The sequence below is a fragment of the Arenibacter sp. P308M17 genome (genome assembly GCF_003426735.1).
Classification (GTDB): domain Bacteria; phylum Bacteroidota; class Bacteroidia; order Flavobacteriales; family Flavobacteriaceae; genus Arenibacter.
On the sequence record NZ_QVON01000008.1, the window covers coordinates 147,990 to 163,823 of the forward strand.

General features: G+C 43.0%; 11 protein-coding genes. All 11 read left to right on the forward strand.

The features are described 5' to 3' along the window. A complete protein-coding gene (locus tag D0S24_RS17810) occupies positions 1 to 2,976 on the forward strand; it encodes a PSD1 and planctomycete cytochrome C domain-containing protein (RefSeq protein ID WP_251795823.1) in 2,976 nt (991 codons plus the stop codon). After that, the gene (locus D0S24_RS17815) at positions 2,976 to 4,421 is read left to right on the forward strand and encodes a DUF1501 domain-containing protein (protein ID WP_251795824.1); all 1,446 of its coding nucleotides are present in this window, start codon (positions 2,976 to 2,978) and stop codon (positions 4,419 to 4,421) included. The genes D0S24_RS17810 and D0S24_RS17815 overlap by 1 nt, the downstream gene beginning before the upstream one ends. A 27-nt stretch (positions 4,422 to 4,448) precedes the next feature. Continuing rightward, positions 4,449 to 5,393 (forward strand): hypothetical protein, encoded by a 945-nt coding sequence (locus tag D0S24_RS17820; protein ID WP_117021177.1) that lies wholly within the window; start codon positions 4,449 to 4,451, stop codon positions 5,391 to 5,393. A gap of 5 nt (positions 5,394 to 5,398) precedes the next feature. Further along, positions 5,399 to 6,805, forward strand: coding sequence for a DUF2231 domain-containing protein (locus D0S24_RS17825; RefSeq protein WP_117021178.1), 1,407 nt, complete (start codon positions 5,399 to 5,401; stop codon positions 6,803 to 6,805). A 246-nt stretch (positions 6,806 to 7,051) separates the two neighbouring features. Then, complete coding sequence (locus D0S24_RS17830) at positions 7,052 to 8,071, forward strand: LLM class flavin-dependent oxidoreductase (RefSeq protein ID WP_117021179.1); 1,020 nt, start codon at positions 7,052 to 7,054, stop codon at positions 8,069 to 8,071. Positions 8,072 to 8,264: 193 nt separating this feature from the next. Continuing rightward, the gene (locus tag D0S24_RS17835) at positions 8,265 to 8,912 is read left to right on the forward strand and encodes a carbohydrate-binding family 9-like protein (RefSeq protein ID WP_181938131.1); all 648 of its coding nucleotides are present in this window, start codon (positions 8,265 to 8,267) and stop codon (positions 8,910 to 8,912) included. Positions 8,913 to 9,141: 229 nt separating this feature from the next. Then, positions 9,142 to 10,392 carry an amidohydrolase/deacetylase family metallohydrolase gene (locus D0S24_RS17840; RefSeq protein WP_117021181.1) on the forward strand — a complete coding sequence of 417 codons (1,251 nt, stop codon included), beginning with the start codon at positions 9,142 to 9,144 and terminating at the stop codon, positions 10,390 to 10,392. A gap of 39 nt (positions 10,393 to 10,431) precedes the next feature. Beyond that, positions 10,432 to 11,646 carry an aminotransferase class V-fold PLP-dependent enzyme gene (locus D0S24_RS17845; RefSeq protein ID WP_117021182.1) on the forward strand — a complete coding sequence of 405 codons (1,215 nt, stop codon included), beginning with the start codon at positions 10,432 to 10,434 and terminating at the stop codon, positions 11,644 to 11,646. 30 nt (positions 11,647 to 11,676) lie between these two features. After that, on the forward strand, positions 11,677 to 12,258 hold the full coding sequence (locus tag D0S24_RS17850) for a RidA family protein (RefSeq protein WP_220377784.1): 582 nt from the start codon (positions 11,677 to 11,679) through the stop codon (positions 12,256 to 12,258). A 258-nt stretch (positions 12,259 to 12,516) separates the two neighbouring features. Then, a complete protein-coding gene (locus D0S24_RS17855; protein WP_117021184.1) occupies positions 12,517 to 13,080 on the forward strand; it encodes an AraC family transcriptional regulator in 564 nt (187 codons plus the stop codon). Positions 13,081 to 13,154: 74 nt separating this feature from the next. Next, complete coding sequence (locus D0S24_RS17860) at positions 13,155 to 15,656, forward strand: heavy metal translocating P-type ATPase (RefSeq protein WP_117021185.1); 2,502 nt, start codon at positions 13,155 to 13,157, stop codon at positions 15,654 to 15,656. Positions 15,657 to 15,834 lie beyond the last annotated feature (178 nt).

Below are 15,834 nucleotides of genomic sequence, written 5' to 3' on the forward strand. Positions count from 1 at the left end.
ATGTTTTTTCGTGGAACTAAAGTTTTGGTCCTAGTTGGTACGCTGGGAGTTTTGGGGATTTCCTGTGACCGAACGGAAAAATTCTCCGAACCGCTACCTAAGGTGGTCGACTTTAATTTTCACGTAAAACCTATATTGGTTCAGAATTGTTATTTGTGCCATGGCCCGGATCCCAGTAGCAGGAAAGCGGAATTGCGATTGGATACCTACGAGGGTGCCGTAGCCGCCCTTAAGGAAGGTGGCCATGCCATAGTGCCCGGAAAGACATCAAAAAGTGAACTGCTAAAGCGAATCTACAATGAAGATCCCGGCAAGATCATGCCCCCTCCTGAAACCAATCTTAAACTTACAGAGAGGGAAAAAGCCCTTTTGGACAAATGGATAGACCAAGGTGCCCAATGGAAAGAACACTGGTCCTTTATTAAGCCTGCAACCAAAATGGATTTGGACGACCCCAATGCCATCGATATATTGATAGACCGGCAATTGGAAGGGAAGGGACTGGAAAAAGTTCCGATGGCCAATAAAAATTCCCTTATCCGCAGAGTATCCTATTTGCTTACCGGCCTACCTCCAAACCCAAATGAAGTTCAGGAATTTATTTCCGATACCAGTACTGTGGCTTATGAAAAATTGGTGGATCGATATCTTAATTCCCCGGCCTATGGGGAAAGATGGGCACGGCATTGGATGGATCTGGTACGTTATGCCGAAACAAAGGGCCACGAATTTGATTACACCATAACCGGTGCCTGGAAGTACCGGGATTATTTGATCAGGGCATTTAACGGGGATGTGCCATATGATCAATTATTGAAGGAACATATTGCAGGCGACTTATTGGAGAATGTTAGGGAAAATAAGGAAACCGGCGTTTCCGAATCTAGGCTGGGGACTACTTTTTATGTTATGGGCGAAGGAACCCATAGCCCTGTGGATGTGCGCCAGGACGAGGCAGATCGGATCGATAATATGATAGACGTTACTACCAAGACCTTTCAGGGGTTGACGGTTTCCTGTGCAAAATGTCACGATCATAAGTTCGACCCCATTACAGCTGCCGATTATTATGCACTCTACGGGGTCATGGAGAGTACGAGGTTTTCCCCTATCCCCTCCAATACCGCTAAGGAAACAGAGATCACTGTCAGGGAAATAGAACACCTAAATTCCTATATGAGAAAGTTGGTTGCCAGTAAATGGGACACGGCCAAAAGCGACTATGGAAATACCGATCTAGCTCATAATACGGTAGTAGGCAAAGAGCAAAATAGCTATACCGTCATCGGCGATTTTAGAGGTAGGGATTTTGATGGCTGGAAAAGTGATGGCCATGGCTTTGGAAAGCGCACCACCCTTGGCGATCCCATATTGGACCAAACTTCGGGCAAATTATTGGGATTACAGCAAGGGAAGGCCTCCAGTAAGTTGATGGGAACGGGAATTTTTGGAGCGCTACGATCTCCCAATATACTTTTGGAAAAAGATTTTATTGGCGTTAGGGCACTTGGACAAAGCAGTAGTATCAGAATAATTATAGACAATTTTCAATTGATCCAAAATCCTATTTACGGGGGAATGGACCAAAAGGTGAACACGGGGAACTGGAATAATTTTGTATTTAACGTGGCTCCATGGAAAGGCAGGAAGGCGTATATTGAAATTATACCCGGGGGATATGAGGGCCACATATACAATTTACCGGAGGACGCTTTTATAGAGGCGGAATATGCCGTGACTTACGATGGGGAATGGCCGTCCAATTTGGAAAACGAACTTAGCTCCGTACAGGGCAAGGATAATTGGGCCAGCTTGGATATCCCACCAAATAAAGTAAAGGCACTAAATGAAGATTTGAGGATGGGGAAATTACCTGCCCGCTTCCCGGAATTGAAATCGGTGATAGACAGTAGTCAACAGTTGGCCAAAAAATTAAAAACCGATACTTTTTTTAATGGAGTATACGATGGATATGCAGTAAACAGTCCGGTTTTCAATAGGGGAAATTATAAGGAACCATCTGAAGAACGTATTCCCAGGAGGTATTTATCGGCACTGTCATTAGGGGATTCCCTATTTAAATCTGACGGAAGTGGGCGGCTGGAATTGGCAAGGGCCATGTTGAACAATGACAATCCCTTGACATCCCGGGTAATGGTAAATCGAATTTGGCATCATTTGTTCGGCAGGGGAATAGTGGAGACGGTAGACAATTTTGGCCTTCAGGGAAAATTGCCCTCACATCCCGAACTTTTGGATTATTTGGCCGTTAAGTTTCAAAATGACGGCTGGTCCATAAAAAGTATGATTAGGGCTATAGTCACCTCCGAAACTTTTAAACGGAGTACCTTGAAAAGTGATGCCCTTGCCAGCAAGGATCCCAATAATATTTATTTGGCCTCATTTCCGGTAAGAAGGTTGGAGGCAGAGGCCATTCGCGACGGGATACTGATGGTTACCGAAAGTTTGGATGCTACCATGTACGGGGTGCCGGTGGCTACCCATCTCACGGACTTTATGCAGGGACGGGGTAGGCCAGGGAAATCCGGACCTATAGACGGGGATGGTCGGAGAAGTATTTATTTGGAGGTGAGGAGGAATTTCTTGGAACCAATGATGACCACTTTTGATCGTCCAATACCCTTTAGCACTTTTGGCAGTAGGAACGTTACCAATGTGCCATCGCAATCCTTGATTTTAATGAACGATCCGTTGGTTGCGCAACAGGCGGAAATTATGGCGGAAAAATTATTGGAAAAAGGATTGGGCAGTTTTGAGGAAAAAGTACAGTGGATCTATATGCAGGCCTTTTCACGTTTGGCAACTTCGGAAGAACTTAAGAAAGCTTCCAATTTTTTTGAAATGCTGAGAACAATGGAGGGGAAGGACATTACCGGAGCCGATAAAGAAATAGTAGTATGGAAAGAGTATTGCCATAGTATTTTTAATTTAAAAGAATTTATATACCTCATATAATGGGCCATCATCACCATACCAAACCTAGGGTTATTTCCCGTCGCGAAATGTTGGGCCTATCGGCCGGTGGTTTCGGGTCGTTGGCTTTTATGGGCTTGTTCGGGACATTGCCTTTTGGTTGCAAAAGGGCAGGTCACCTAGAAACTGCCTCCAATCTTTATTTGGGGCCACATTATTTGCCCAAAGCGAAAAACGTCATCTTTCTATATATGGATGGCGGGGTCTCCCAAGTGGACTCTTTTGACCCCAAACCCCGACTTGCCAAGGAGAATGGTGAGGATCCAAGAAAGAAATTTAAGGTAGATGCCACACAGTTCGATAATGTGGGAAAAATATTAAAAAGCCCCTGGGATTTTAAGCAATACGGAGAATGTGGTATGCCGGTGAGCGATCTTTTTCCACATATTGCAACTTGCGTAGACGATATTGCTTTGATACGGTCCATGGTTTCCAACTTTCCGGAACATACCAATGCCAATTATTTTTTACATACGGGCAGCGGACTACAGGGACGCCCAAGTATGGGTGCTTGGATGAATTATGGCCTGGGAAGTGAAAACAATAATATTCCCGGTTATGTAGTATTGGATGGGGGTTTAATACCTCCGGGAGGCTTGGACAATTTTAAGAACGGATTCTTGCCGGCATCGTATCAGGCTTCCGTTTTTAAGGCAGGGCCCGAACCTGTGGCCAATATCAACCCTAGGGAAGATATTAAAAACCTTCAGGAGGAGAAACTACAGTTTATCAAGCAAATGGACGATAGTCTGATCGGAAAAATAGGGAAGGCCGACGCCGTGGAATCTGCCATTTCCAACTATGAACTTGCCTATAAAATGCAGTCTTCCATTCCAGAGCTTACCGAGTTTAAAGAGGAAACCGAGGCCACCAAAAAATTATATGGACTGGATTCCGATGACCCGCACCTTAGGGGATACGCCTCCCAATGTATTTTAGCCCGTAGGTTGATAGAGCGTGGCGTTAGGTTTGTGGAACTCACTTGCCCGAACGTAGGGGCCGATAGGTGGGACCAGCACAGTAACTTAAAGGTAGGCCACGAAAGAAATGCCCATGCCGTTGATCAACCTATTGCCGGATTGCTAAAGGATTTAAAATCCCGTGGACTCTTGGAGGAAACTTTGGTGGTTTGGACAGGAGAGTTTGGAAGAACGCCCTTCGCTCAGGGATCCGATGGAAGGGACCACAACCCATCGGCATTTAGCATGTGGATGGCAGGAGCTGGTGTAAAGGGGGGTACTATCTTCGGAAAAACGGATGAATACGGCTATCGGGTAATAGAAAATGAAGTAACGGTACATGACCTGCATGCCACCATTATGCATTTATTGGGGTTGGACCACAAACAATTGACCTTCCGATTTGGGGGCCGGGACATGAGGTTGACAGATGTCCATGGAAACCTCGTAAAGGATATTTTGGCCTAAATTAAATATTAATTCCAATACACGCACATGAATATGATTAGCAAAGGAATCCTTTTTTTAATGATGTCTCCCCTGTTCTTTGTAGATATATCCGTTACCTTGAAATCCGATCAATTGCCAATCAAGAATAAGGAAATTACACATTCTTTTTTTGTGGCGGGACCTAATTTTACAGGTATCATAGGAGAGGACGGAGAGGAAATCTGGAATTCCGGAAAAGAAGGTGCCAGGGATGGTTATGTCTTAAAAAATGGAAACATTCTTATATGTTGGGCAGATGAAGTGCGGGAGTACAATAAGCAAAAAAGGATAGTTTTTACCTATGCCAGGGCAGAGAAGTCAATGGAACTGGGTACCGCGGTACGTTTGTCCAATGGCAATACCATGATTACAGAATCCGGTTCCCATCCCAGGATAGTCGAGGTAAACAAAAAGGGGGAGGTCGTAAAGAGCGTACCCCTTAAACCGGATACCGATAATATCCATATGCAGACACGAATGGCCAGAAAATTGCCCAATGGCAATTATTTGGTGCCCCATTTATTGGCCTTTGCCGTAAAGGAATACCGGCCGGACGGAACTGTGGTACATGTTTTTAGAACCGATTTGGCAGATTTGGGAGGAAGGGAAGCGGAAAATTGGCCCTTTACCGCCATTCGCTTGGAGAATGGCAACACCCTAATTAGCTTAACCCATGGTAACAAGGTAATCGAAATCGATTCCAACGGGAAGGTGGTCTGGAAAATAAGCAATGCCGACATAAAAGAATCTCCCTTTGCCGATCCCTGTGGAGCCCAAAGATTGCCCAATGGCAATACCGTAATAGCCAGTTATGGGGCCCAAAACGGCATAAAACTGTTTGAGGTGTCCCCCGATAAAGCTATGGTCTGGAGTTACGACGGACATAGGGTACATCACTTTCAAATTTTGACCACCAATGGAAAGCCCTTGAAAGGGACACCTCTTAAATAACATACATGGGTTCAGTTTTGTTATTGATTGGAGGTATTTTGGACAATCCGCCAGATATTCTTCTGTTTTTGGGAAGGTTTCACCCTGTAGTGGTACATCTGCCCATTGGGTTTTTAATTATGGCTTTTTTGATACAGCTGGCTTCCCGCTGGCGAAAATTCAATCCTTTAGGGGTTTATATCCCCTTAGCATGGTTAATGGGAGCTGTAAGTGCAGTTGTTGCCGTAGTTTTTGGGTACTTACTTTCCCTTAGTGGGGAATATGATAAGGAAACCCTGTTCTGGCATCAATGGGCCGGAATTGCTTTAACACTATTATCGTTTGCTTGTTATTTTGTTCATAAGCAATGGAACAATTCCCCATCTATTATTAAATGGATAATAGGGCTCATGGGGTGTTTTTTGCTTATGCTCACAGGCCATTTGGGGGGCAATCTCACCCACGGGTCTAATTATTTATTGCAATATGCGCCAAATTCCTTTCGAAATATGGCCGGCTTGCCCTCCAAGATGGAGCCACGTAAAAAAGTGGCCGTACTGGATTCGGCCGATGTCTTTCTGGATTTGGTGATGCCGATGATGCAATCCAAATGTGTTGGTTGTCATAATGAAGGGAAAAGAAAAGGGGAGCTTTTGCTGAACACCTATGAAAATATGATGCTCGGAGGGAAAAGCGATAATACCATTGTACCGGGAGATGCCCTGAAAAGTGAGCTGGTACGGCGTATTACCCTACCCATGGAGCATGAAGATTTTATGCCTTCTGAAGGCAAGCTGCCGTTGACCGATCAAGAAGTAGTGTTGATCAAATGGTGGATCAAATCCGGGGCGCCGTCCAAGGGCTTTGTAACCCAACTAGATACGGAAAATACAATTGGCCCCATAGTAAGCAATTATCTGGGGTTGGATAAGAACAATCTTTTTAACAAAAGGGTTTCTCCTCCCAATCAAGGAGTGGTCGACACCTTGATCAGCCATGGATTTGTAATTAATCCCTTAATGAAGGATAATTATTTTTTGGAAGCCAATTTTAGTTTAAGTGAAGCAGACCTTAAAGCTTCCGATCTGGACGCCCTATTGGAATTAAGGGAGCAATTGGTTTGGCTTAACCTTGGAAATTCAAACCTTGAGGATAGCTATCTCGAAAAAATTGGCAGTTTGCAAAACTTGGTAAAGCTAGATCTTAGCGGAAATGCAATAACGGACACTGGAATAAAGCATTTATCGAAACTGGAGAATTTGGAATCCCTAAACCTATATGGAACCAATGTTTCAAAAGGGGTATTGGAGCTTGTGCCAAAACTTTCCAGGCTGAAGAAAATCTACCTTTGGCAGACCCAGGTAACAAAAACGGATATAACCCAATTAAAAAAAGAGAACCCCGGGCTTATAATAATAGCTCAACGGGAATAATCTTGGTAATCTGTTTTATATCAATAGAATTCCTCGAGGCATTAGCGTTATAGGTAGTCACGATGTACGGCATTGGATTATTTTGTCTTGTATCTTGGTTCTTGTAACGTAGAGGTCTTGATTCCAATACCTCATAAGCCCTGCGCCGAGGTAGTTCATTTTTAACTCCATTAAAAAATATTACTTTAAGGATTGACAATGGTATTCGACTAAGGTATTTCCAATGCATTCAATAATTCAGGAAATATGACGCATAAGAGCAATAATAATTTTGGGAACATAAAATTCTCGGTTTTGGATTTGGTTCCTATTGCCGAAGGGTCCAGCCCCCTACAATCCATGAACAAAAGTCTGGAATTGGCCCAACATGTCGAAAATTTGGGTTTTGAGCGGTTTTGGATTTCCGAACATCATAATATGGAAAGCTTGGTAAGTTCTGCCACCCCCATTCTAATAGGATATATTGCCCAAGGGACCAAGACCATTAGGGTAGGTTCTGGAGGAGTTATGTTGCCCAATCACGCCCCATTAATTGTAGCGGAACAATTTGGTACCTTGGAGACACTATATCCGGGGAGAGTGGATCTGGGTCTGGGTAGGGCCCCGGGAACCGATCAACTAACTGCCAAAGCCTTAAGAAGGGACCGTACCGAAACTGTTCACGACTTTCCAAGGGATATAGTAGAATTACAGACCTATTTTTCTAAAGAAAATAGACATGCTGCAGTGCGGGCCATACCGGGAGAAGGCTTGGATATCCCTATATATTTATTGGGCTCAAGTACCTTTAGTGCACAATTGGCGGGAGCAAAGGGATTGCCCTATGCTTTTGCCAGTCATTTTGCACCGACCCATTTGCACGACGCTCTTAGGCTTTACCATCAAAACTTTGAACCTTCAAAACAATGCATAGCTCCTTACACTATTGCCTGTGTAAATGTAATTGCCGCAGAAACCGATGAAAAGGCCAGATTTTTGGAGACCAGTCTTCAGCAATTGGCCTTGGGAATTATAAGGAATACCAGAAAACCATTGCCGCCACCGGTAAAGAGCATGGATGGGTTATGGCATGAAATGGAAAAAGTTCAAATTGGGAAGATGATGCACTATAGTTTTGTGGGATCTAAAGAAACTGTAAAAACACAACTTGCCAATTTTATAGAAGCTACCCAAGTCAATGAAATAATGGCGGTATCCCATATTTATGATCATAAGGACCGCTTAAATTCCTATGAAATTTTGAGCAGCCTTTTTAATGGGGAGTAATGCTTTTGGATAAAATTCTATACGTTTCCATGTTTAAATAAGTTCTTTTTAACAACATGAAGTACGGATGACAAATTTTAACTAATTTGTAACTTCATTAGCCTTGTTGTATATGTGGAAAAGGAAATTTATAATATGGTGCCTATTCGGTATTATGATGGCTTACAAATCTGAAATATATAGTCAGGAAAAAATGCTGATAGTTAAAGAAATAGAATTTAATGGACAACTTGGTCTGGAACAGGTATCCCAACTTTTGGAGGAACATACCGAATTACAGGCTATCGACATAATCAATTGGGACCAATTTTCTTATAGGCCAAGTGTGGCTTTTAGAATAGCGCATAGCAATAATGCTATTTGGTTAAAATATTATGTAAGGGAAAAGAATATTCTTGCCAGTGTTGGGGATACCAATGGCCCAGTGGCCCGTGATAGCTGTGTGGAATTTTTCTTTGACCCCCTGGGGGATGGAAATTATTATAATTTTGAATTCAATTGCATAGGTACCGTCCATTTGGCCTATGGGCCAGGAAGAGGTCAGCGGCAATTCGTTGACCCAAATACTATTGGAAACTTGATCGAAGTTCAAAGCTCTTTGGGATCACAGACCTTCACGGAAAGAACTGGCGATTTCTCCTGGGAAATGACTATAATAATTCCCGCTGCAATCTTGACACAAAATCCTGAAATAATAATAAAGGGTTTAAACAGTAATGCAAATTTTTATAAATGTGGCGACGCTACTTCCCAACGCCATTATGTAACCTGGAATCCGGTTGGATCCGAAAAGCCAGACTACCATAGACCCGAATTTTTTGGCAAACTACTTTTTCAGTAGTTCTCTAAAGTAACGGGGTTCGTAATAGCATATTTTTAATGGTTATTTTGGATAATCTTCTATCTTGAATGGGATATATTTTCTTTTCATTAAAAAAAATGTTAAATATTATCAACAAATGCACATATTGTTTTAAAGTATTGTTAAATTTAAGATGGGCTCGAACACATTCTGAAGATTTACGGAGAATTTAAAATGTTGTATTAAGACCAACTAATACTTTTTAAAAATGAAAAATATTTTAAAAAATCGGAATGGGGTCATTTTATGGCTTTTGGTAACTAGCTTTTTGACCGCACAGGACTACGATATCTTGGTGAAGGGAGGGCATGTGGTAGACACAAAAAATAATTTGGACCAAGTAATGGACGTAGCCATAAAAGATGGTTTAATTGCAAAAGTCGATTCTAAAATTCCCGAAAATCAGGCCAGGACAGTCATAGATGCAAAGGGGTTCATAGTGGCTCCCGGACTCCTTGATATACACGGACATAATTTTTTTGGAACAGAGGAGGATTCGTATTTGAGCAATAGTTTTACCAGTTTACCTCCGGACGGGTTTACTTTTAGAAGTGGCGTTACCACTATTGTAGATGTAGGGGGCGCAGGGTGGAAGAATTTTAGCATCTTTAAGAAGCAGACCATAGATAATTCCAAAACAAGGGTATTGTCTTTCTTAAATATTATAGGATCGGGCATGAAGGGAGGTGCCATAGAACAAAACATAGAGGATATGAACCCTAAAATGACCGCTTATGTTGCCAAGCAGTACAAGGGGACCATAGTTGGAGTGAAATTGGCCCATTACAGCGGTTTTGATTGGGAACCCGTTAATAGGGTGGTTGCAGCGGGGACTATGGCCAATATTCCGGTTATGATCGATTTTGGAGGTAGTGAGCCTGAGTTGTCCTTGGAAACATTGCTCATGGAAAAGCTTCGGCCCGGGGACATTTTTACCCATGCCTATGCCAATGTAAAAGGAAGGACTCCTGTGGTAGATGAAAATGGTAGGGTAAGGGAGTATGTTTTTGAGGCCCAAAAAAGAGGGATTGTTTTTGATGTGGGCCATGGCGGTGGCAGCTTTGTATATGAGCAAGCCATTCCGGCCGTGAACCAGGGGTTTTTACCCAATTCCGTAAGTACGGATCTGCATACGGGAAGTATGAACGCGGGAATGAAGGACATTCTTAATATAATGTCGAAATTTATCAATATGGGCATGTCCGCCAAACAGGTCATTGAATGTGCTACCTGGAATCCGGCACAATATATTAAGCGTACGGATTTGGGGCATCTGACAGTTGGGGCCGCGGCAGACCTAACCATTTTAAATCTTAGAAAAGGGAACTTTGGGTTTATTGATTCACAGGGGAAGAAAATGATAGGCGATCAAAAATTGGAATGTGAGCTAACCCTAAGGGAGGGGGTTGTGGTCTGGGACCTTAATGGCATTTCCAAACCTATGTGGAATGCGAAATAAACCCGCTTTCCGAAAGAGATGAAACATTAAAAATAAAATATGCTAAGCAGAAGAAAATTATTAAAAACCTTATCCAGCGTACCTGTGGTGGGCGGACTGTTAGGTACTGGATTATTAACACCACAATTGCTTGGTGCTGCGGTTACCAATCCGGCAAAAAGAAATTTATTCAAGGAGCTGGGGGTGCGTACATTTATCAATGCTGCGGGAACCTATACTTCCATGACCGCTTCTTTAATGGCCGATGAGGTTACCTCGGCAATTGTATATGGGGCAACGGAATATGTGGATCTGGATGAGCTTCAGGACAAGGTTGGTGAAAGAATAGCGGAATTGTTACAGTGCGAATATGCCACGGTATCCTCGGGGGCATTTGGGGCCATCTCCATTGGCCTTGCAGGAGTTATTTCCGGAATGGATTCCAATATAGCGGCCCAACTTCCAGATACAACAGGGCTAAGGCACGAGGTAATAATTCAGGAAGGCCATAATATTGGTTATACACATGCCCTTTTAAATGTTGGTGCTAAAATAGTCACCGTAAAAACAAAGCAGGAAATGGAAAGGGCCATTAACAAGAATACGGCAATGCTCTGGTTTTTGAATGCCAATACGGACCTTGGGGAAATTAAGTACGACGAATTCATAGCCCTAGGAAAAAAGCACAACATCCCAACTTTTATTGATTGTGCCGCAGACGTACCCCCAGTGGAGAACCTTTTTAAATTTACCAAAATGGGGTTTGATCTAGTGGCGTTTTCTGGAGGAAAGGGAATAAGGGGGCCTCAGAGTGCCGGATTATTGTTGGGCAAAAGGGAACTCATCAAGGCGGCCAGAATACATACCCCTCCCCGCGGAAGCACTATTGGTAGGGGGATGAAAGTAAACAAGGAAGAGGTTCTGGGGATGCTGGTGGCTTTGGAAATGTATTTGGCCAAAGATCATGAAAAGGAATGGGAGCTATGGGAAAATCAAATAAAATTAATTAGTGACTCTGCCTTATCCGTAAAAGGGGTGCAGACAGAAATATATGTCCCGCCTTATGCCAATCATGTTCCCTCGTTACGGATTAAATGGGATAGCAATTTGGTTAAGATCAGCCCTGGGGAAGCTAGGAAAAAGTTAATGGAAGGCCATCCTGCAATAGCTACGGTGGGCGACAATGAAACTATAGGGATCACCACCTGGATGATGGATCCCGGACAGGAAAGAATTGTTGCCAAACGCCTTAAGGAAGTGTTGGAAAATGTGTAAATAATAAAGAACAATCTAAAGGTAAATCCTATGAAGTTTAAATTTATTTTTGGTCTCCTACTGTTCGTGATGGCCCTTTCTTGCAATACAAAGAAGGAAGATGTAGTAAATCCAATCACAATAGAGTCTCCAATTGTTCCGGCCGATTACAATCCTGAGAAAAATCTTGGGGAATTGAATATAACCTTGTCAGAACCAAGTTCTCCCGTAGCCAATTATGTAAATGCCGTTCGTTCCGGAAATTTAATTTTTCTATCGGGAAAAGGACCGCTCCAGAGTAACGGGGAAAATATTGAGGGCAAGGTGGGGACAGATTTAACCATAGAGGAGGGCTATGAGGCTGCCCGAATTACTGGGGTCAATCAATTATCCGTCTTAAAATCGGAATTGGGCAATTTAAACAAGGTAGTCAGGGTGGTCAAGGTCTTGGGGATGGTAAATGCGGCTCCTGATTTTTCCGACCATCCCAAGGTGATCAATGGATATTCTGATTTAATGGTGGCCGTATTTGGCGAGAGGGGGAAACATGCCCGTGCTGCCGTAGGTATGGGATCCCTTCCCGGTAATATTGCCGTGGAGATCGAAATGATCGTAGAGGTAATGCCGGATTGAATTTGATGTTATTATTATGTATTACTTCTTTTCTACCCTCACAATGTAAATTCCCATGGAGTTTGGTCAATAGCTGATAATGTACATGTAGAAGTGGCAGATAATATTCCTTTTCTTTTGTAACCAACAAACTAAGAATGTAAATGAATTCCCCTTCCAAAGCTTGGAAGGGGAACATTGTTCTATTTATTTATGATAGTTTTGTGGTAAAGTCCACAACTAAAGGTGGAGCTTAAGCCAAATGTCAATTTTTAACAGATGAAAAAACTCCTCATCAAAAATATGGTTTGTGATAGATGTAAAACCCTTTTGGCACAGGAGTTTTCCAAGGCCGGGATTGTAATTGTATCCCTAAAATTAGGAGAGATCGTTTATGAGGAAAACGCGGACAATGAGGATGATATAATAGAAGGCATTTTGAAAAATAACGGCTTCGAATGGGTTAAGGATACGGTGGATATGCTCATTGAAAACATTAAGATCGAATTAATCAAGACGATCAACAATGGGGAAAATGACATTGTAGGGAACATGTCCACCTACCTGTCCGAAAAACTACATAAAGATTACACTTTCCTAAGTAAAATGTTCAGTAAAAAGGAAGGTACGACCATAGAGAAATACTACATCGATCTAAAGATAGAAAGGGCAAAGGAACTCATCCAAATGAACGAACTCAATTTTTCTGAAATAGGGTATGCCTTAAATTATAGGAACAGTAGCCATTTGGCCTCCCAGTTTAAGTCGGTCACCGGCATGTCCATGGGAGCGTATAAAAAATTACAACAATGGGATAGAAAACCGCTGGACAAAATTATGTAAAGAATCACCATAATTCCAAAAAGCGTTCCTTATCAATATGACTATTTTTACTTACGAATTAAAAATGCTTGGAGATGAGACACACCTATAAGATACAAGGGATGACCTGCAATGGCTGTAGGTCGCATGTAGAGCATACCTTAAATGCGGTGGAGGGGGTTACCCAGGCGACCGTGGATTTGGAAAAAGCCGAAGCTATTATTGAAATGGACGGCCATATTCCTTTATCTACCTTTAAAAAGGCTTTGGAAGATGATGGCGGTGCTTATGGCATTTCTATGCCAGGGGAAGAACACCAACATCATCACCCTAATAAACAAAAACCCAATGGGAAGGGTACAGGAACCTTTTATTGTCCCATGCATTGTGAGGGGGATAAGACCTATGATCGGCCTGGCGATTGTCCGGTTTGTGGAATGGATCTGGTAGAAGAGGTAAAGGCGAATATTGGTGGGGATACCCAATATACCTGTCCCATGCACCCGGAGATTATTGAAGATGGACCAGGATCCTGTCCTATTTGCGGAATGGACCTGGTGCCTTTAAAGGCAAATGTTTCGGCAGAGGAAAAGAACTATAAAAAACTTTTAAATAAATTTTGGTTGGCCCTTGCCTTTACCTTGCCCATTTTTATTATTGCCATGTCCGAGATGGTGCCCAATAACCCATTATATAGGTTTTTGGATATGAAATATTGGAACTGGATCCAATTTGGACTTTCCTTTCCCGTAGTCTTCCATGCCACTTGGATGTTTTTTGAAAGGGCTTATCGGTCCATAAGGACATGGAATTTAAATATGTTTACGCTTATTGGCATCGGGTCTGGGGTTGCTTGGCTTTTTAGTGTGTTCGGGATGCTTTTTCCTGACATTTTTCCTCCCCAATTTAAAACCCATCACGGTACGGTACATGTTTATTTTGAGGCCGCTACCGTAATATTGACCCTAGTTTTATTGGGACAACTTTTGGAGGCCCGGGCCCATAGTAAGACCAATAATGCAGTGAAGGAGCTGTTAAAACTGGCACCCAATAAGGCGATTAAGGTGGTAGATGGAAAAGAAGAAGTCATAGCCATCGATAAAATTAGGATTGGCGATCTGCTCAGGGTTAAACCAGGGGATAAAATTCCTGTGGATGGGGTCGTTCATGAAGGAGAAAGCTCCATAGATGAATCCATGATTACAGGAGAACCTATACCGGTAGATAAAAAGAAAGGTGACCATGTCAGTTCAGGAACTATAAATGGAAACCAATCCTTTGAGATGGAGGCGGAAAAAGTGGGCGCTGACACTTTATTGGCACAGATTATAGACATGGTCAATAAGGCGAGTCGTAGTCAGGCCCCCATTCAGAAATTGGCGGATAGGATTTCGGGATATTTTGTTCCCGTTGTGGTTTTGGTGGCCGTTATCACCTTCATTGTTTGGGCAATTTTTGGCCCCGAACCCAAATATGTCTATGCTTTGGTAAATGCCATTGCCGTTTTGATCATAGCCTGTCCCTGTGCCTTGGGATTGGCCACACCCATGTCTGTCATGGTAGGCATAGGTAAAGGGGCCCAATCCGGGGTATTGGTAAAGAACGCAGAGGCTTTGGAGAAGATGAACAAAATTGATACTCTTATTATTGATAAGACGGGAACAATTACTGCTGGAAAGCCATCCTTAGAAAAAGTAGTGGTTACTTCCAATGAATACCCCGAGGGAGAAGTGTTGCAGTACATGGTATCGCTCAATCAAATGAGCAAACACCCCTTGGCGGAGGCAACGGTTGCATACGGGAAGGAGCAGGGAACGGAAATATTGAAGGTGTCGGAATTTAATTCGGTCACAGGAAAAGGGGTCACCGGAATTGTTAATGGGAAAAAGCTGGCCTTGGGGAACGATAGAATGATGGAGGAAGTCAAAGCTATAATGTCCCAGGAGTTGATAAAAAAGGTTAAATCACAACAACAGCTCGGTAAAACGGTTTCCATAATTTCTGTGGACACTACTGCGGTGGGATTTGTGGTGATTACCGATAAAATAAAAGAAACTAGCAAAAGGGCCATTGCGGAATTGCAATCTTTGGGAATATCCGTAGTGATGTTGACAGGGGACAACTATGATACGGCAAAGGCCGTGGCGGAAGAGCTGGACCTTACCGATTTTAAGGCAGGGATGCTTCCTCAGGACAAGTTAAATGAAGTTGAAAATCTTCAGCAGCAGGGCAAAAAAGTTGCGGTGGCTGGTGACGGGATAAACGATGCCCCTGCTTTGGCGAAGAGCGAAGTGGGGATTGCCATGGGAACAGGTACCGATGTGGCTATTGAAAGCGCCTCCATTACTTTGGTAAAAGGAGATTTACAAGGTATTGTAAAGGCCAGGAACCTAAGTGTAAAAGTGATGGGAAATATTAAACAAAATCTGTTTTTTGCACTGGTATACAATACGCTTGGCGTACCTATAGCCGCTGGGGTCCTGTATCCATTTTTTGGAATCCTATTATCGCCCATGATCGCGGCTTTGGCCATGAGCTTTAGTTCGGTTTCCGTAATTGCGAATGCCCTTAGATTGAGAAATACCGATATTTCTTAATCTAAAGATTCTCATACGCTTGGGACGGATCTGCATGGTTCGTCAGACGGGGCTTCCAATCTACCGGTGCCGGTTCGGACTGGCCCGCCCGAACGGCACGGGCGGGTTTACCTCTCCTTGGGAGAGGTCGGTACTGCCTTTTCGGCAGTTCCGGGTGAGGCAGCAAATTATACCGTGG